We start from the raw sequence: 15807 nt of genomic DNA, 5'->3' as shown, positions 1-15807 counted from the left end.
AGGATAAAGACGCGTGGAGAAACAGCCGTTCGCAAATCAGCAACCAAACTGGCCCCTTAAAAATAGCAAATCGGGCGGGGGCACTGACGTTTGCTTGCGCTTGGGAATTTTCAGGGCCCAGGTTTTGGAATGACGCCGCCGGGCATGTATTTCTGAGACCGGCGGCGTCTTTTCTTGGGACGGATCAGGTCCGATCGCGCGGTTCGGGCCGGTGCACTACCGACAATTTCGGCCGAGGCGGCAGACTTGGTACGTGGTTCTCAACCTCGCGCTCCTTGATCGCCCCCGCATGCTCGATGATGACCCACATGAGGCGGTTCATCTGATTCAAGCAGGTCTCAGCATCTGGAGCGGTCGTGAGCACGCACAGCAGCGTGGCGTGGTCGATGATGGCATCACAGTCGTCAATGGTGTTGTTGGCGATCATGCTGATGGCTCCCGCTTGAATGCCGCCCCAGTCATGTTGCGGAGGCCGTTGAGGAGCCTGTTCCGGTCATGGGGCAACAGCTGCCGGAAGAGGGTCGCGACCTCCTGAGACTGAGCCAGCTCAGCCTCTGGCGTCGCGGACCTCGCGTCCCGCACGGTGCGGAGCAGGCCCTTGAGGTCGCCGTATAGCACCCAGTCGAGGTTCACAGCATGCGCCTTGCAGAAGGCAATGGTTTCAGAGAACGAGCGAGCCGCCCTCGAGGCAGCTGCGCCAGGCAGCAATCGCTCGTTTGCGATTAGGGCCAGTCGGCGCCGGACGTTCGCGCTCGACGTGCTACCGTCCTTCTTGAGGCGCTTAAGGGCGTTTTCATGCGACTGCTTCGCCCTCAGCTTCCGAGACTCCTCATCAAGTTCTTTCATCGCTGCCCCCTATGCCGGTTCGAATTCGGGGCGAACAACGGGGCCGCCGTCGAGATCGCGCGGACGGTCGACAATGACCGCAGCCGGAGCGAGGCCGTCACGCTCTGCAGCCTCGAAGGCGGCGCGCAGGACGGGACTGCGGAAGAGCTGGTAAAGCGGAACTGTGGTATGATTTGCGGTAGCTTGCGACGTCATGACTCAACCTCATGATTTGCGGGTTAGGCCCGTTTCGGTGTTGGAAGCACCGGAGCGGGCCGCTTGCTTTTCAAGCACAAATAACGTAGTACGTTTATTATGGCTAAGTCAACAAAAAACGTAGTACGAAAACGTCCGGGCCGGCCGGCAACGGGTCAAGACCCCGTGACCGCCATTCGCCTGTCGGCAGAAATGCGAGAGGACGTAGATATTTGGGCTTCAAAGCAGCCCGACACCCCGGGCCGATCTGAGGCGATCCGCCGGCTGGTCGAGATCGGGCTGAAGGTGCGAGGCAAATAACCCGTAGAAAGCCCGCTTGCACTCGCCCGAGGGTTGCGAGACACTGTCGCCCTTTCAAAGACAGTTATTTTAGGGCGATCGATATGAAAAGGTTTTTGCTGGTCGCCGCGGCGCTGTCCGCGGCGATGGTGGCCTCATCACCGTGTTTTGCGAGAGCCGGCGGTGGCGGTCATTCCTATGGTGGTGGCGGCGCAAGGTCCGCCGGAACATTCCGAGCCGCTCCCGTCATGCGTTCGGCTCCCGTCTATCGGGCGGCGCCGGTAACTCGAGTCTATGCACCCAGGGTGCAGTTCGCCCACCCCAGGTATATCGCCCCCGGAATAATCTACCGGAAGCCGAGCGTGTATCGACCAATCTATGTGCCGCGCAATCCGATCTACGCCAATCCCATGCGACGCGCTCCCGACCGGTTCGTGAGATTTCACGGGCGCACGATCGGTGTCCCGCCGCTGGCCGGACTAACAGCCCCCGCAGTCGTGGACGTGCCTGATCTCGGCGAGGTGATTGTGCCGGTGAACGTGTATACCACGATCTATCCTCTGCTGATCTCGGATGATGAGAGTGACCGCGAGCGCGCTTTCATCCAACTGAGAGAGCGTGCTGAGCATGATCCGGACAGTCTCGTTCACCAATCGGCGGCAGTTTCCACGCCTCCAATGAAAGACCCGTGCCCCGACTGCCAACAAGACACCGTCGAGGTGCTTCACACCTGCAAGCCGATTGGTGAGTGCGATATGTCGGAGCGGCTGGTGAACAGTCCCAAGAATCCGACCTATCTCGTGCCCGAGCGCACCGCAAATCAACGCGGCTTAGTCCACTGAGATTGGACGGAGATCTATCTCCGCCGTTTCGTAACAGGGGCATTTCAATGAACCGCACAGTCTGGGCAATTGCAGCCCTTAGTTTTGTTGCCGGCGTGCTCGTCACTGTCATCGCGCAGCAGTCGCTCCATCTCTTTGTGCTCAAGCAAGCATCGGCAGATACCGCCGCTCAATTGGCCGCAGCATCACCGGCGCCCGCACAGCCAGCGGAACGGCCAACGGCCGATCCAGCGGCCGAATCTTTCCCAGAAGCGAGACGGGCGTGCACACTCAAATCGGCAGAGGCGCTTCCCAAAATCGCCGGTCTAACCATTAAGGCCACACGCACGCGCACGATAGAAGTGTCGGCCCAAAAGTGGAGCGAACCCGTGCCTCCCATTCGAGTGGAAGTGGACATAGTCGCCGCAGGCCAAGCCGCGACTTATGCCTATTTTTGCGGGTACTCGTCCGTCGGAGCACTCATACAGCGTTTGGCGAATTAGGGCGTTCGACGCATGGCATTGGTTACTTGCGAAGATTGCGGAAAGTCGATTAGCGAGCGGGCCGCTAGTTGCCCAAACTGCGGTGCTCCGGCCGGCCCTTCGGCCTTGCCTCCTGCGATTCACAAATCGACGCAACCACCGAAGGCCGCGAGCATAGCGCCTCTAACGAACGAGGGAGCGCAATACTTCAATGAAGAATTTGGTGTCGGCGAAATAGTTTGGATAAGCTCGGCGCAGCTCATTCAGAGAAGCGGTGGCTACAAGAACCGCCTGGTTCCTTGTGCCCTTGAACTTTGCCTCTAGGAGGATCAGCGACTCCTGCGCTTGATCAAACGCCTGAAGCGGGAAACCCCTCACAATCACTCGGCCTGTCTCGGGCAGAATTTGCATCACGTACCAGTCAAAATTCACACCGCGCTTCTTCCGGGTGATTTGCTGGGTGATGTGCGCATATTGCTCTAAGCGATGGATGACGCCCAGTTTTCGCTCCAGTAGCTTGGCCTCTTTCGCTAGGCCCTCGTAAGCGCTTGGCACATTGGGGATTGGAGCAGTCTTTTCTGTTCGCGCGTGCAGCGCTCCGATCAACTGAAAAAAGCGCTTCCAGTCGTCGGAGCCGCTTCCAAATTTCAGGTTCTCACTTGTGAAGGCGTCGACGGTTTCGACGGCGGTCGCCCAAGCATGTTGCATACTGGTCCGCAGTTGGATCTCGATCCATAGCTTGTTCCAGGGCGACGATGTCGCTTTGCCGACGAACCGGTAGATAAGATGAACGCTCCTGTAGCCGTCTTCTTTAGGGTTAGAAATATAATCTCTTGTGCGCGCCAGTTTGTGTCGCAGCGGGTTTGTTTCGTACATGAACCGCAGCATATTTACGCGGCTCATATTTGAGAGAACCGCGCGGCATCCTCCGATGTCCTGCATCTGGGACATTTGCAAAGTGGGTTGCCGATGAAGCTTTCGAACAACAGAATCCAAGCGCTTCAACCGCTGCGCGGTAACTGCATTGGCGTCAATACGCATTGATCGGTTGCGAAGAGTCATATGCAGCGCGTTGAGCGGATAGCGATGCGCCACCCGCCAGCTATTCAGCACGTCGATCCCTTCGGAAAACAGCGACGGATCAAGTATCGCCCGGCCGGCTTTGTCGATTTGGTTCAAAGTGTGCGCGGGCTTCTCGTAAGCCATTGTAAATGCTCAGAATTACACCTGAAAGTGATTTCCCAGATGTCAAAGGTGGAACCCTGAGTGAGTCACAACCGTCTGTCAACGGATCTGCCGGCTGAGGCCTAATTGTCTAGACGCATTGCGGATTGACCGACCCACTGCGTCAGCAGATCCCGCCAGCCCGACGCGTAGCGGCTTCTCTCCGCGCGCGAATGGCGCGATCATCGGGTCATGCCCTGGCGCCGCAAGCCCGCTCGTCATCTCCGCTACTGGTCCGGTACCGTCAATCGCAACGCCGGCTTCAAGACCGTGTTGGTGTTTTGCGTCGCGTGCGACCATCACAACGGCCGGCTGAACCTTGCCGATCTGCCAGAGTGGGACTGGGCCGACATCTCGGCCCACCTCAAATGCAGCGCCTGCGGCAAGGTCGGTTGGGTCGATACCCGGATGGACTGGGGAGAGGTGATCAACTTCGCCAAAGGCGTCGCTGGCTAGGGCCCCGCGCCAAAAAGAAATGACCCCAGCGAGAGCAAAGGAGCGAGGCACCCTCAGGAAGCCCAGCGCGCGGTCATTATTTTGACCCTTCCCATGGAGTCAGACTACTACATCGAGATTATCAACACGGGCACGCGCCCACACCCATGGCGTTGGGAGTTGAGAAGACGAAGCAAGCCAATGGGCATCCAACTCGGCTCCAGTGGGTTTCAATCTCCCACTGCTGCCGAGTATGCTGGCAAACGAGCTCTTGAGCGGTTCTTAGAGGACCTGTCCAGGGAGCAGAGACGGGAGCCATAGGAATCCACACGAGCTGCTTAATCCGCGGTCCGATTGCCTATCAAATCACCTTGTGAAGATTGCTCCACCACGCTGTCATGCGGACGGGTCCTTGGAGCGACACCGGGATTATATCCCGCCTCGCACCATCTTTCCCAACCCCCGTCGGTCCCAGACCCGGCGGGGGTATTGGTAGAAGACGGGGGATCTGCGCCGGTTTTGGCGCTCAGTGCGGCACGGTTTGCGCCGCGCACATCGTTCCGAACTGGCACGACATGGGGGCCGCGTGCCACTTTCAGAAAACTGGAGATCGTGAGTGCTGAAGCGAAGCTCCGGCTTGCCGATGTCCTGCGGGAAACCTAATCCCAAACTTCCATCGCCCCGAAGAGTTCCAGTGTCCATATCCCCGTTTGGGCGGTGCGGTCCCAGGGAGTGGTAGCCATGGTGCAGAACATCGTCGCCGGACTTGTCGTAGTGGCTTTGATTGTGATCGGTTCGCTTAGCTACGCCCAGAAGCACCATCACTGTGGGCAGGGGTACGTGCTCAAACATTGGCGTGCGCACGCGCACAAGAAAACCCAAGAGACCTGCGGATCAATGAGCCCTTCAATCTAGCGCACCACGATGCCGCGCCCATGCCGATAACCCGAAAGCCGCTGGAAATCCCGCCAGAGGTGGCCCGCCAGTTCGCCGCCAAGATAGAGGCGTTCCATGCCGAGTACAGCCCGCTCAAGCGGGACGAGATCGCCGCGGACACTCGGCATCTGCTCCTCCAGCATATGCCCAAAGGTGCTAAACTGCGGCTCGCAGACGTCCTCGATCTCTTCGAGCTGATGGGTACTGGCCGAAATAGGCCACTCGCCATTTCAAAACCGGCCACTTGATAGGAACGATTGCGTGTCGGGAAAATTAGGCAATCGGCGGCAGCGCGGCCGCATTGCTCCCAAGCGCTTTCGCCATCAAGTCCCAGCGCTTCCTTCCCCGGGGCGCTGGGACTTCTTCATTTAGGCCATTCGCAGATACGAAATAGGCCACTATTTCTTGGGGCGGTAATCCCAAGGATCGAGACACTTGTCGTAGAACTCTCGATCCATTTTCACCCACATGGTTTTGTCGATGCCGCGCCCTGAAGATGCGTTGGGACCGGATGGGAAAGCACAAGCTACTCGTATCCACCTGTCTTGCTCTTTGGCAATGTCGGCAATCTCTTGAACGACCTCCTGCAAGTCCTGATCTTGACTGAACACAAGGGCGATATCGAATTGCTTTGTGCGAGCGCAACTGACTAGGTCGAGCGCTAAACGAACATCGATGCCCTTTTCCTGAGGTGTGACGGAAATCATTTCCGATCCGTCATCGTTGAAAAGTCTCCCTCCGGTGAGGGCCGCCTTGTCGGCTTAAGTCGAGTGCTGTGTAACAGTCCTTATGGACAGCAATAAGGGCAGTACTCAGGTTGAACGGTTCGAGGTTGTTGAGACTGGCCGGCGTCGTCGGTGGACCGATGATGAGAAGCTCAAGATCGTTTTGGAGAGCCTGCAGACCCCACGGTCCGTCTCATCGACAGCGCGGCGATACGGCATCTCGCGCTCGCTGCTGTTGACTTGGCGGCGATCGTTTGGGGCCCAAGCGAGCGGTGATGAAGAGCCTCAGCCTAGCTTTGTGCCGGCGATGGTGATGCCGGACCAGCCGCCAGCGCAGCCGACAGCTTTAGCGACGTCAGCGAGCGGGCGCATCGAAATTGTCTCGGCTAGAGCTTATCGAGTGATCGTAGATGCCGGCGTTGATATGACCGCGTTGTCTCGCGTGTTGGATCTGCTGGAGCGGCGATGATCCCGATCGCAGCGGGGGCGAGAATCTGGATCGCAACCGGTCATACTGACATGCGCAAAGGCATGCAGGGTCTGGCATTGCTGGTGCAGGAGGGCTTGGGGCGAGATCCCTTTGCCGGCGACGTCTTTGTGTTCCGTGGTCGTGCCGGCACACTGATCAAAGCGCTTTGGCACGACGGGGTCGGGCTATCGCTTTACGCCAAGCGGCTTGACCGTGGGCGCTTCATCTGGCCAGCGACGGTGGATGGCGTGGTGTCGCTGACCGCAGCTCAGATGGGCTATTTGCTGGAGGCGATCGACTGGCGCAACCCGCAACACAGCTGGCGGCCGCAGAGCGCCGGATAGGTTACCTAATAATCCCGTGAGATTGCAAAAAGCCCGCGCCAAATCGCGGCTTTTGTGATTCCATCGGTGCATGGGTGACGGTGCCGAGAAGCTGCCGGAAGACATTGAGGCACTGCAGGCGGCGTTGCTGGCAACGCGCGCCGAACTTGCCGGCGTTCGCGCCCAACAGTCTGACGACCAGGCGCTGATCGCCCACCTGAAGCTGCAGATCGAAAAGCTAAACCGTGATCGTCATGGCCCTCGCTCGGAGCGTACCGCAAGGCTGCTGGATCAACTTGAAATGACGCTGGAGGAGCTCGAGGCCTCAGCGACCGAAGATGAACTGGCCGCCGAAATGGCCGCATCCAGGATCACGAATACCACCACCGTGGCGTCGTTCACCCGCCAGCGGCCATCCCGCAAACCATTCCCGGATCATCTGCCCCGCGAGCGTGTGATTGTATCAGGGTCGACCTCATGCGCCTGCTGCGGCGGTTCGCGGCTGTCCAAGCTCGGCGAGGACATTACCGAGACGCTGGAGGTGATCCCGAAGTCCTGGAAGGTGATCCAGCACGTCCGGGAGAAGTTCACCTGCCGTGATTGCGAGAAGATTAGTCAGGCGCCGGCGCCATTCCACGTCATCGCTCGTGGTTGGGCCGGTCCGAGCTTTTTGGCGATGGTGCTGTTCGAGAAGTTCGGCCAGCACCAGCCCCTGAACCGGCAGGCCGAACGCTATGCCAGGGAGGGCGTGCCGATCAGCCTGTCGACCCTCGCCGACCAGGTTGGCGGTTGTACGGTCGCGTTGACGCCCCTGTTCCGGCGCCTCGAGGCCCATGTGCTGAGTACCGAGCGACTGCACGGCGACGACACTACGGTGCCGGTCCTGGCCAAAGGCAAGACCTCAACCGGCCGAATCTGGGTCTATGTGCGCGACGACAAGCCTTTTGGCGGGCAGGCCCCACCGGGGGCAGTGTTTTATTACTCACGCGATCGCGCCGGCGAGCATCCCCAGGCCCATCTGGCCGGCTACAGCGGCATCTTCCAGGCCGACGCCTATGGCGGCTATGGCAAGCTTTACAACTCGGGCCGCAACGCAGGTCCGATCCTGGAAGCCGCATGCTGGGTCCATGCCAGACGGCCGTTCTTCGTGATGGCTGATCTGGCGGAGAATGCGCGCCGCAAAATGCAGGGCAAAAAGCCAGCGGTGATCTCGCCTCTGGCGCTGGAAGCAGTCCGCCGGATCGACGCCTTGTTCGAGATCGAGCGAGGCATCAACGGCGAGACGCCCGAACGGCGCCGGGCCGTCCGCCAGGAGCTCAGCGCGCCGCTGGTCGCCGGTTTGGAAACCTGGATGCGTGAGCAACGCGCCAAGCTCTCGCGGCGCAACGATGTCGCCAAGGCGATGGACTATATGCTCAAGCGCTGGAGTGCGTTCACCCGCTTCCTCGACGACGGCCGCATCTGCCTGTCGAACAACGCCGCCGAACGAGCCCTGCGCGGCATCGCCCTGGGACGGAAGTCGTGGCTGTTCTGCGGCTCCGACCGCGGTGGCGACCGTGCCGCAATGATGTACAGCCTAATCGTCACTGCCAAGATGAACGACGTAGACCCTCAAGCCTGGCTCGCCGACGTCCTGGCGCGCATCGCCGCACATCCAGCCCAAAAGCTTGATGAACTGCTTCCGTGGAATTGGCGTGACCGAAACAAGCGAGCCGAAAAAGCAGCCTGAGTGACCGCTACGCGGTCCTCACCGGATGCTTACGTTGAAAACGGCGTCTCCGTTGTGGTCAAGCGATCGTGCAGCTCCATGCAGCCCATGCCAACACGGAGAGCCAGGTTGCCAACGGTGCCACGGTTGACGCCGGTCAGGCGCGCAGCGGTGCGGATGCCGACGCCCTCGCAAAGGGCGGCGAGCGGCAACATTGGCGTGAAGGAGATCGAGCGCCTAATTCAGAAGCTCGAAATCGATAAGGAAATCCTTGCCGATCAGGAAGGGCACGAAAACGAAGAGGCCGCCAACTGAGGCGGCCTTACATTCAGGCGCACGTTCTCAGGATTCGGGATTAGTCGGCTGAAACGTCGCGATCTTGCGCGGGCCGTCCCATAGCTCCACCGCCTGCCCGATGGCGAGCTTCCGCGCCTTGTGCTTCGCGGTCTCATCGTCGTCGCAGTCTGGCAGGTCCACGCGGTCGATGACGTGGCCATCGTCCCCAAGGATAAAGGCTCTGTAATTTCGCATTGACCCAAGAGCGCTCCCGAGAGTTCCAGTCCATTTAGAACGGCTCTAGGCGTCTGGTCTACGGAATTTGAAGGGTAAATGCGCGAGGTCCAGGCAGCGCTTTAACCTGAGATAAATAGGGCGCTGGCCATCAGTGCGATAGGGCAAAGTCCAAAAACGACGGCGAGCACCTTGTAGAGTAGGTCGTCCATCATGACACAACCCTCGCGCGTGAGGCAGACAGCCTACGCCATAAAGCTTGCGGCGCCAGTGCAATTGGTGCCAAGCCCGTAGAACTACGGTGGTGGGCTGGTGTCAGGAACTCTGTTCACGCACGGAGAATCCCCGGTAACCCATGTGTTCTGTGGATCAGGAACGGACGGGGTACTATCTAAATCTATGTGCCTAAAACGGTGAATAGCCAGCTCGGTAGTCCTACTGAGAACATCGGCCAAGCCTTGGTTTCGGTTCGCTTAATTCAAAACAGGCCACTCCCAAATTCAAATTAGGCCACTAGGGGTTAAAAGTAAGCGTCGTTCCGCTCCCACCTTCTCGCGGCACATGGGATAGGCGAGTTTCACGATCTCTTTGAAGGGATCGGCTTGTGTCTATGTTTGACCATACGCTTAAGTCGGACGTGACGGCGCGCCGGCTGGAAGTGATCACGGAGACGGGACGCCGTCGTTGGTTCTCCAAGGACGAGAAGGCCCGGATCGTCGAGGAGACGCTGGTACCAGGCGCGGTCGTTTCCGAGATTGCCCGGCGACACGGGCTGACCCCACAACAAGTGTTCACCTGGCGCCGGCAAGCACGCCGGTTGCCGACGCCGATGGCTGACGATCCGCCGTTTGTACCGGCGGTGGTAGACGCCATGGTACCGGCCGTGGCTGTTGGCCATGAGCGCAAGACAGCGCGACGCAAGGCCAAGCCGGATGTCGAGGGCATCGAGATCGAAGCCGAAGGCGTCACTATCCGGGTCGGCCGAGGCGCCGACGTGACGATGATTGCGGCCATCGTCCATGCGCTGAAGGCAAGCCGGTGATCGGCCCATCCGGAACTGTCCGGGTGATGGTGGCAACCAAGCCGGTCGACTTCCGCAAGGGAATGGAGGGGCTTGCGATGTTGGTACGCGAGCACATGAAGGCCGATCCGTTCTCGGGTGCTGTTTATGTGTTCCGTGCCAAGCGGGCAGACCGGATCAAGCTGATCTTCTGGGATGGTACGGGTTTGTGCCTGTTCGCCAAGCGGCTCGAGGAAGGCGTCTTCCGCTGGCCGAAGATCGAGGATGGCGTGATGCGTTTGTCGGCGGCGGAATTGTCGGCGCTGCTCGAAGGACTTGATTGGCGGCGTGTCCACGCGGCACGGGAGACGGTCGTGCCGACGCAAGCCGGATAATTGTGGGCCGCGCTGCGGCGAAGTGAATCAGGGGCATCGAGCACGTCGTCAGGCGGGCGCGAATATGCTCTGATTTGCCTGTGAGCGATAACCTTCCTGATGATCCCGAGACGCTGAAGGCGATGCTGCTTGCCGAGCGGCACGAGAGCGAGCGGCTGCGCCAGATCATCAAGGAGTTGCAGCGTCATCGCTTTGGCCGGAAGGCAGAGTCGCTTCCCGAGGAGCAGATGCTGCTCGGTCTCGAGGACGTCGAGCAGGTTGCGGCCTGTACGGAAGCCAGCCAAGACGAGACAGCTCCGGAAGGCCGGGCGGAGCGCGCACGCAAGCGCCGCAACAATCGCGGAGCACTACCGGCGCATCTGCCGCGGATCGAGGTCGTGGTCGACCTCGATGCCAAGACCTGCCCCTGCTGCAAGGGCGACCTGCACCAGATCGGCGAAGACAAGAGCGAGCGGCTGGACATGGTGCCGGCGCAGTTCCGCGTTGTCGTCACCCGACGTCCCAAATACGCCTGCCGAGCCTGCGAAGATGGCGTCCTGCAGGCCGAGGCTCCGGCCCGGTTGATCGAGGGCGGACTGCCGACGGAGGCAACCGTCGCCCAGGTTCTGGTGTCCAAATATGCCGATCATCTGCCGCTCTACCGGCAGGCCCAGATCTATGCCCGCCAGGGCATCGCTCTCGATCGATCGACACTGGCGGACTGGGTTGGGCATGCCGCCTTCCATCTGCGCCCGCTGCATGAGCGCCTTCTCACGGTGCTTCGAGCGAGGTCCAAGCTGTTCGCCGACGAGACGACGGTGCCGGTGCTCGATCCCGGTCGAGGGCGTACCAAGACCGGCCAGCTCTGGGCCTATGCCGCCGACGACAGGCCCTGGGGCGGCCTTGATCCGCCCGGCATCGCCTATGTCTATGCACCCGACCGCAAAGCCGAGCGGCTGTTCAGCCATCTTGCCGGCTTCAAGGGCGTCCTGCAGGTCGATGGCTACAACGCCTACCCAAAGCTTGCCGGACGTGGCGAGGTCGAACTCGCCTTCTGCTGGGTGCACATGCGGCGCAACTTCTACGAACTCGCGACAGCCGGCCCCGCTCCGATCGCGAGCGAGGCGCTGAAGCACATCGCCGCATTCTATGCGATCGAGAAGGAGATCCGCGGCCGCAGCGCGGAGGAGCGTCGCCTCGTGCGGCAGCAGAAGAGCCGACCACTGGCCGATGCCTTCGAGGTATGGCTGCGCACCAAGCTGGCTCTCATCAGCCAGAAGATCAAGCTCGCCGAGGCCATCCGCTACGCCCTCTCGCGCTGGCAAGGCTTAACGCGCTTCATCGATGACGGCCGCATCGAACTCGACAACAATACTGTCGAACGATCAATCCGTGGTATCAAGCTCAGTCGCAAGAACGCGCTGTTTGCCGGATCCGACGGCGGTGCCGAACATTGGGCTGTGGTCGCGTCCCTGGTCGAGACTTGCAAGCTCAACGACGTCGATCCGCTCGCCTATCTCACCGACGTCCTGACCAAAATCATCAACGGGCATCCAAACCGCGACATCGACCAGCTACTGCCCTGGGCCTACCGCGCTCAAGCCCTCAAAGCCGTGGCCTGAGAACGACGCTTACGGTTAAAACAGGCCAGCACCAGCTGATGAGATGACTGAGCCAGCATGCATTCTTTGCGACGACACCGGCTGGGTCTGCGAGAACCACCCGGACCAGCCATGGACTGGCAATCACGCATGCAGGTGCGGCGGTGCTGGCGCGCCCTGCCCGAAGTGCAATAGGCCGAAGCCGGAGGATGACCTTCCGCGGATGCCGCGAGGATTTCGAAGCATGTTCAGCAGGCGTGACCGTCAAAGATAGTTCTTGCGCTCGAGTCCCGGTTGATTCAGGATTCCAGAAGGTTTCACCGGGGGCTAGACGACGATGGCGAGTTCTTCCTCGGTCGGCTCCCGCGCCACGCCGCGCTCGAGATCGATCACACGACCCTTGCGCAGCCAGGGCGCGGTCACCTTCTTCTCGATCGGCGCCGCTAACCCGTCGAATGCCGCGCGCTCCAGCCCGGTATCTTTGCGGATTTCTTCTCGCGATGCTTCGACAGCTCGCTCAGCGAGCTCGATTCCACGCTCCAGTTCCTTGATCGTTGCGATTGTTTCGGCGTGCTCTGCCTGCACGGTGTGCTCGATCAGCGCATTCCGGTGCATCACGGAAACGCCCGTCAGCTCGGCCGGCATTTCCGTCAGGGCTAGAGCAAGCTGAGAATCCATCTTCGCGGGATCGGCGCTTATGCGATCACGTTCGGACTGAGGCTTGCTTCGAAACCAGTCTCTCATCTCGGCGCGGAGCATTGCGGAGACGAGATCTGTTTTGTCCGTAGCGGGCGGCTTCACTTTCGCTCGCAACTCATCCCGCTCTGCTTTTGCGCTCTTGATCGCTTGACGGGCGCGATGCAACCGTGACACGGCTTCACTCATTGCGTTCTTCACCAACGCCGCCTTGATGCCATCCGCCGTAAATTGTCCGCTGGCGACGTGCTCGCTGCGACGAGTTCTCATAAGGTCAGCCGCATCTAGTCCGCTTCGACGGGCCGCCTTAAGCCGCTCTAACGTCGTACCGGGCCTCGCCTCAATATCCCAGATCCCGATAAACGGCGACGAGGCGTCCGCCGATCCATCGCGATTGATTCTAAGGTGCCTTCTTCCTTCGGAAGCCATTTTCTACCTCATTGCTGTTGCGTAGCCGCCGGCCAGTTCGCCTTCGGTGATTGGTCCGTCGAATTGTCTCGATCGTGGCGCGCCTATTCGTTCGCCGCTCCACGAGTACATGGCGGGATAAACGGGCTGGTGGCGCGCACTCGACAAATAGACCAGGACGCCAGCCACGCTGTTTGCGAGGTCGTCCTTACCGCCGGGCGGATGATCGACGCTGTCTCTGCCACCGCGAGCCGTGCGCCTCTCGAGGCCGAGCAACTGCGAGATCAGGCGCTGATTGTCGAGCAGATCGATCTCGCCGGAATTCAGCCGGGGCAACAAATCACGATAGATCTCGACCTTGCTTAGATCGGCGGGCCGATAGGCAATGCCGACCTTTTTGAAAGCCGCAACAACCCATTCGGCAGCGTAGCGGTCACCCCGAACGCTGCGGATGCCGTACTCCTGCAGGAGCCTTGCAAATTCGGTGACGGCATCGTCCGGATTGAACGGCGCGCGGACCTCGCGCGTCGCGTCCAGCACGGAAATGGACTTCTTGCCATCCGCCGTCATCTGACGATGGCCAATTGCCAAGGTCATGCTGTCAGATGAGCCACCGGACGGATCACAGAATGCGCTATATCTCACGCCGGACACAGGCGGACGCTCGAGAACCTTGGGCGAGATGCACACGTCGAGGGCTTCGCGGGTGATAAAGGCCGAGATGTCGTTCCTGAACTCAGCTCCGTACTCAGCCGATGCGCTGGCCGGATCGCGCTCGAAGGCCTGATCAATCACAGCCTGCGGCACAGTTGGATTCATGGTCTTGGTGTCAGCCTTCCACACCAAGACCGGGCTATCCTTACCGTGATAGCGCTTGAACGCATCGTGGAGCGCACCGCGGCGCGCATAGGGGGAGGAGGCGCAAAGCAGTTTTGCCCCCGGTATAGTCGCCATGCCGGGCCTGAGTGCGTCTAGGATCTCATAGTCCGGCTCTGCCGCATCCTCGGTCGGCCAAAACGCGATCTCATCGCAAAGGCCCGCAACGATCGTGTGGCCGCGCACGGATTTAAAGCTTGCTGTTGCGACCTCAATGGTCGCGGAGTTCGACAGGTCGAAGCTCTCGCTCGTTTCGCGCTCGACCATGCGCTTGAGCATCGGGATCTGGTGGAGAAGGGCGCGAATGTACCTGATGATGGTGCGCGCTTGGCGGCGATCGGTGGCGATCACAAGTACAGCACCGCGCTCACCGGGAGCGAGATGGCGCCGGTACTCGCCGAAGCAGGCTAGGAACACTGCCGTGAGCGCCAAAATGAACGACTTGCCGGCACGGCGTCCGCAGATCAACCAGGCTTCAAGGGCAGGGGAGGTCGGCGGTTCTGTTCTGCCGGTGCATTGCTGATAGACGACCAACATCTCGGGCGACATCGGCAACGCGAACAACGCAGCCAAGAACGCCATCCAGGCAGCCCAATCAGACTTCGTCTTGAACCAAGGCGCGAAAAGCTTCGCGTCGGCGCAGGCCTGCAGGATATTCATGCAGTCTCCACCGAGATAGCCGAGACGTAGTCGCGCAGATCAGGGGTTACGTCCCTCGCGCGGCGCTGCAGGCCAACGCTCTCGAGCAGACGGCGCAGGTTGCCGGCAGTTCGGCCGTACAGGTCCAGCGCCTCCGGACTGGCCTCTCCAGCGCCCGCAAACACGGTCTCCATGCGCTCAAGTTCAACGGTTAATGTCGCAGCCCGGCGCACGATGGAGCGCTCAGCGGCCGTTACAGCGTCGTTGCCACCTAGATCCGAGACGTGGGACTCGATCAGGTCGCGCAGTCGACGCGCCCACACGCTACGGCCGTCAACTCCAGCCAACAGCGCGGTCCCGTTGGTGACACGGGAGCGATGCGTCTGCTTGCCAGTTGTTACTGCCAGGGTAGGGGCCGACATTCGTATTCCACCGTCGATTGGCAATTCATGTGGCCCATAAGTGGCCCCGTATGATTCACCTGTCAAATCGTCGGTGTGAAAGCCCTTCAAATTCTGTCTTTGCGCTTCATAGAACAACCGACTAAAGAGCGGTTGTTTTCTCACTCCGCAAATCGGCGCCGCAGAACTTTCGGTAAAGCCGAACACAGGAAAAGTCGGCTCAGGGAGCAAATGCTTTGGGGCCGGAGCGGTGTGTTGATGAGCCGTTCGGCCACCTGAACAGAACCGCTGCGCTAGCTACCCGAGATATAGAGGTAGTGTGGGTTTCCCCTACCGGGCCAGTAGTGTGGAATCTCCACCCTGGGAAATGCCTTCGACAGTGTGGGTTTCCCCTACTGTGACAGTGTGGGTTTTCCACCCTGGGGATTTGTTTTTGGCCATGCGTGCCAACCGGGCGAGCTGAGCGGCCGCCTCTGCCGTTTTGATGCTGCGCCATTCGTGAGAGGGTGTGGGACTGCTCTTGCAGTTGATGCAGGTGAGCCGGAAATAGTTCGGCCATCGGAATTCGCCCGCGCTGGGTTTGCCTCGCTGGGTAATCTCGACGAAGCCAAGGGCCTCCAGTTCGCGGATTGCCGGCGCGATTGCTTGCCGATCGATCCCGTATTCCATGAACTGGTCGTACGTGACTGGCAGCCGGCCGTTGTCGTTGCCGCCGTGGTGTGCGAGCTCGATGCAGATGCGGTCGAACACGCGATGTGCTGACAAGCTCAGAGCCCGCCAGGCGGGACTGGCCAGCATTTCGATAGTGCGGGCAGAGAACTGCCCGTCTATCTGGTTGTTGCGTCTCTTGCCCAAGGAA

At 60.3% G+C, this 15807-nt stretch carries 22 protein-coding genes; 11 read left to right on the top strand and 11 right to left on the bottom strand.

The genetic code is table 11. The features are described from left to right. Positions 1 to 184: 184 nt before the first annotated feature. From ACE10X_RS22850 to ACE10X_RS22840, 3 genes are read right to left on the bottom strand one after another with little or no spacing between them, the layout of a single operon-like run. Positions 185 to 427, bottom strand: a complete 243-nt coding sequence (locus ACE10X_RS22850) for a hypothetical protein (RefSeq protein ID WP_375762920.1) — start codon at positions 425 to 427, stop codon at positions 185 to 187. Continuing rightward, on the bottom strand, positions 424 to 846 hold the full coding sequence (locus tag ACE10X_RS22845) for a hypothetical protein (protein ID WP_375762919.1): 423 nt from the start codon (positions 844 to 846) through the stop codon (positions 424 to 426). Before ACE10X_RS22845 ends, ACE10X_RS22850 begins: the two co-directional genes overlap by 4 nt. A gap of 9 nt (positions 847 to 855) precedes the next feature. Next, the gene (locus tag ACE10X_RS22840) at positions 856 to 1041 is read right to left on the bottom strand and encodes a hypothetical protein (protein WP_375762918.1); all 186 of its coding nucleotides are present in this window, start codon (positions 1039 to 1041) and stop codon (positions 856 to 858) included. Positions 1042 to 1682: 641 nt separating this feature from the next. Here ACE10X_RS22840 and ACE10X_RS22835 point away from each other — a divergent pair. Both ACE10X_RS22835 and ACE10X_RS22830 read left to right on the top strand, forming a co-directional pair. Further along, positions 1683 to 2162: a hypothetical protein gene (locus ACE10X_RS22835; protein ID WP_375762917.1), complete on the top strand. Its 480-nt coding sequence runs from the start codon at positions 1683 to 1685 to the stop codon at positions 2160 to 2162. A 47-nt stretch (positions 2163 to 2209) separates the two neighbouring features. Further along, a complete protein-coding gene (locus ACE10X_RS22830) occupies positions 2210 to 2644 on the top strand; it encodes a hypothetical protein (RefSeq protein ID WP_375762916.1) in 435 nt (144 codons plus the stop codon). A 162-nt stretch (positions 2645 to 2806) separates the two neighbouring features. Here ACE10X_RS22830 and ACE10X_RS22825 read toward each other — a convergent pair whose 3' ends face one another. Then, positions 2807 to 3829, bottom strand: a complete 1023-nt coding sequence (locus tag ACE10X_RS22825; protein WP_375762915.1) for a RelA/SpoT domain-containing protein — start codon at positions 3827 to 3829, stop codon at positions 2807 to 2809. 210 nt (positions 3830 to 4039) lie between these two features. On the opposite strand from ACE10X_RS22825, the gene ACE10X_RS22820 reads away from it, so the two are divergent. Beyond that, positions 4040 to 4303 carry a hypothetical protein gene (locus tag ACE10X_RS22820; protein ID WP_375762914.1) on the top strand — a complete coding sequence of 88 codons (264 nt, stop codon included), beginning with the start codon at positions 4040 to 4042 and terminating at the stop codon, positions 4301 to 4303. A gap of 720 nt (positions 4304 to 5023) precedes the next feature. Continuing rightward, positions 5024 to 5197 (top strand): hypothetical protein, encoded by a 174-nt coding sequence (locus tag ACE10X_RS22815; protein WP_375762913.1) that lies wholly within the window; start codon positions 5024 to 5026, stop codon positions 5195 to 5197. Here ACE10X_RS22815 and ACE10X_RS22810 read toward each other — a convergent pair. Together ACE10X_RS22810 and ACE10X_RS22805 are read right to left on the bottom strand one after the other, a co-directional pair. Further along, on the bottom strand, positions 5194 to 5346 hold the full coding sequence (locus ACE10X_RS22810) for a hypothetical protein (protein WP_375762912.1): 153 nt from the start codon (positions 5344 to 5346) through the stop codon (positions 5194 to 5196). The two genes, ACE10X_RS22815 and ACE10X_RS22810, sit on opposite strands and share 4 nt — an antisense overlap. Before the next feature lie 270 nt (positions 5347 to 5616). Continuing rightward, positions 5617 to 5925 carry a hypothetical protein gene (locus ACE10X_RS22805; RefSeq protein ID WP_375762911.1) on the bottom strand — a complete coding sequence of 103 codons (309 nt, stop codon included), beginning with the start codon at positions 5923 to 5925 and terminating at the stop codon, positions 5617 to 5619. Between the two features lie 82 nt (positions 5926 to 6007). On the opposite strand from ACE10X_RS22805, the gene ACE10X_RS22800 reads away from it, so the two are divergent. The 4 genes from ACE10X_RS22800 (at position 6008) to ACE10X_RS22785 (ending at position 8758) form a co-directional block, all read left to right on the top strand. Continuing rightward, positions 6008 to 6412 (top strand): transposase, encoded by a 405-nt coding sequence (locus ACE10X_RS22800; RefSeq protein WP_038388979.1) that lies wholly within the window; start codon positions 6008 to 6010, stop codon positions 6410 to 6412. Next, positions 6409 to 6756 carry an IS66 family insertion sequence element accessory protein TnpB gene (gene tnpB / locus ACE10X_RS22795; protein ID WP_038388978.1) on the top strand — a complete coding sequence of 116 codons (348 nt, stop codon included), beginning with the start codon at positions 6409 to 6411 and terminating at the stop codon, positions 6754 to 6756. Before ACE10X_RS22800 ends, tnpB (ACE10X_RS22795) begins: the two co-directional genes overlap by 4 nt. A gap of 70 nt (positions 6757 to 6826) precedes the next feature. Then, positions 6827 to 8464 carry an IS66 family transposase gene (locus ACE10X_RS22790; RefSeq protein WP_375762910.1) on the top strand — a complete coding sequence of 546 codons (1638 nt, stop codon included), beginning with the start codon at positions 6827 to 6829 and terminating at the stop codon, positions 8462 to 8464. Positions 8465 to 8590: 126 nt separating this feature from the next. Beyond that, on the top strand, positions 8591 to 8758 hold the full coding sequence (locus ACE10X_RS22785) for a hypothetical protein (protein WP_375762909.1): 168 nt from the start codon (positions 8591 to 8593) through the stop codon (positions 8756 to 8758). Positions 8759 to 8785: 27 nt separating this feature from the next. Here the strand turns inward: ACE10X_RS22785 and ACE10X_RS22780 are convergent, their stop codons facing one another. Continuing rightward, positions 8786 to 8974 (bottom strand): hypothetical protein, encoded by a 189-nt coding sequence (locus ACE10X_RS22780; RefSeq protein ID WP_375762908.1) that lies wholly within the window; start codon positions 8972 to 8974, stop codon positions 8786 to 8788. Between the two features lie 589 nt (positions 8975 to 9563). On the opposite strand from ACE10X_RS22780, the gene ACE10X_RS22775 reads away from it, so the two are divergent. From ACE10X_RS22775 to ACE10X_RS22765, 3 genes are all read left to right on the top strand, one after another. Then, a complete protein-coding gene (locus ACE10X_RS22775) occupies positions 9564 to 9995 on the top strand; it encodes a transposase (RefSeq protein ID WP_375762907.1) in 432 nt (143 codons plus the stop codon). Then, the gene (gene tnpB / locus ACE10X_RS22770) at positions 9992 to 10348 is read left to right on the top strand and encodes an IS66 family insertion sequence element accessory protein TnpB (RefSeq protein ID WP_063980520.1); all 357 of its coding nucleotides are present in this window, start codon (positions 9992 to 9994) and stop codon (positions 10346 to 10348) included. Before ACE10X_RS22775 ends, tnpB (ACE10X_RS22770) begins: the two co-directional genes overlap by 4 nt. Positions 10349 to 10470: 122 nt before the next feature. Further along, complete coding sequence (locus ACE10X_RS22765; protein ID WP_375764599.1) at positions 10471 to 11949, top strand: IS66 family transposase; 1479 nt, start codon at positions 10471 to 10473, stop codon at positions 11947 to 11949. Between the two features lie 306 nt (positions 11950 to 12255). Here the strand turns inward: ACE10X_RS22765 and ACE10X_RS22760 are convergent, their stop codons facing one another. From ACE10X_RS22760 to ACE10X_RS22745, 4 genes are all read right to left on the bottom strand, one after another. Then, the gene (locus ACE10X_RS22760; protein WP_375762906.1) at positions 12256 to 13053 is read right to left on the bottom strand and encodes a hypothetical protein; all 798 of its coding nucleotides are present in this window, start codon (positions 13051 to 13053) and stop codon (positions 12256 to 12258) included. A 3-nt stretch (positions 13054 to 13056) separates the two neighbouring features. Then, positions 13057 to 14568, bottom strand: coding sequence for a terminase large subunit domain-containing protein (locus ACE10X_RS22755; protein ID WP_375762905.1), 1512 nt, complete (start codon positions 14566 to 14568; stop codon positions 13057 to 13059). After that, a complete protein-coding gene (locus tag ACE10X_RS22750) occupies positions 14565 to 15155 on the bottom strand; it encodes a hypothetical protein (protein WP_375762904.1) in 591 nt (196 codons plus the stop codon). Before ACE10X_RS22750 ends, ACE10X_RS22755 begins: the two co-directional genes overlap by 4 nt. 123 nt (positions 15156 to 15278) lie before the next feature. After that, complete coding sequence (locus ACE10X_RS22745) at positions 15279 to 15803, bottom strand: hypothetical protein (RefSeq protein ID WP_375762903.1); 525 nt, start codon at positions 15801 to 15803, stop codon at positions 15279 to 15281. Between the last annotated feature and the right edge of the window lie 4 nt (positions 15804 to 15807).

The sequence above is a fragment of the Bradyrhizobium sp. Pha-3 genome (assembly GCF_042258325.1).
Taxonomy (GTDB): Bacteria; Pseudomonadota; Alphaproteobacteria; order Rhizobiales; family Xanthobacteraceae; genus Bradyrhizobium; species Bradyrhizobium elkanii.
Note: the sequence above shows the minus strand (reverse complement) of the source record. Positions and strands in the feature narration are given on the sequence as shown.

Excerpts from the sequence above, each read along its gene's own strand:
- ACE10X_RS22820 (WP_375762914.1), top strand. The coding sequence starts at position 4,040 with ATGCCCTGGCGCCGCAAGCCCGCTCGTCATCTCCGCTACTGGTCCGGT.
- ACE10X_RS22760 (WP_375762906.1), bottom strand. The coding sequence starts at position 13,053 with ATGGCTTCCGAAGGAAGAAGGCACCTTAGAATCAATCGCGATGGATCG.
- ACE10X_RS22810 (WP_375762912.1), bottom strand. The coding sequence starts at position 5,346 with ATGCCGAGTGTCCGCGGCGATCTCGTCCCGCTTGAGCGGGCTGTACTC.
- ACE10X_RS22790 (WP_375762910.1), top strand. The coding sequence starts at position 6,827 with ATGGGTGACGGTGCCGAGAAGCTGCCGGAAGACATTGAGGCACTGCAG.
- ACE10X_RS22805 (WP_375762911.1), bottom strand. The coding sequence starts at position 5,925 with ATGATTTCCGTCACACCTCAGGAAAAGGGCATCGATGTTCGTTTAGCG.
- ACE10X_RS22780 (WP_375762908.1), bottom strand. The coding sequence starts at position 8,974 with ATGCGAAATTACAGAGCCTTTATCCTTGGGGACGATGGCCACGTCATC.
- ACE10X_RS22825 (WP_375762915.1), bottom strand. The coding sequence starts at position 3,829 with ATGGCTTACGAGAAGCCCGCGCACACTTTGAACCAAATCGACAAAGCC.
- ACE10X_RS22850 (WP_375762920.1), bottom strand. The coding sequence starts at position 427 with ATGATCGCCAACAACACCATTGACGACTGTGATGCCATCATCGACCAC.
- ACE10X_RS22755 (WP_375762905.1), bottom strand. The coding sequence starts at position 14,568 with ATGAATATCCTGCAGGCCTGCGCCGACGCGAAGCTTTTCGCGCCTTGG.
- tnpB (WP_038388978.1), top strand. The coding sequence starts at position 6,409 with ATGATCCCGATCGCAGCGGGGGCGAGAATCTGGATCGCAACCGGTCAT.
- ACE10X_RS22830 (WP_375762916.1), top strand. The coding sequence starts at position 2,210 with ATGAACCGCACAGTCTGGGCAATTGCAGCCCTTAGTTTTGTTGCCGGC.
- ACE10X_RS22775 (WP_375762907.1), top strand. The coding sequence starts at position 9,564 with ATGTTTGACCATACGCTTAAGTCGGACGTGACGGCGCGCCGGCTGGAA.
- ACE10X_RS22765 (WP_375764599.1), top strand. The coding sequence starts at position 10,471 with ATGCTGCTTGCCGAGCGGCACGAGAGCGAGCGGCTGCGCCAGATCATC.
- ACE10X_RS22845 (WP_375762919.1), bottom strand. The coding sequence starts at position 846 with ATGAAAGAACTTGATGAGGAGTCTCGGAAGCTGAGGGCGAAGCAGTCG.
- ACE10X_RS22815 (WP_375762913.1), top strand. The coding sequence starts at position 5,024 with ATGGTGCAGAACATCGTCGCCGGACTTGTCGTAGTGGCTTTGATTGTG.
- ACE10X_RS22800 (WP_038388979.1), top strand. The coding sequence starts at position 6,008 with ATGGACAGCAATAAGGGCAGTACTCAGGTTGAACGGTTCGAGGTTGTT.
- ACE10X_RS22840 (WP_375762918.1), bottom strand. The coding sequence starts at position 1,041 with ATGACGTCGCAAGCTACCGCAAATCATACCACAGTTCCGCTTTACCAG.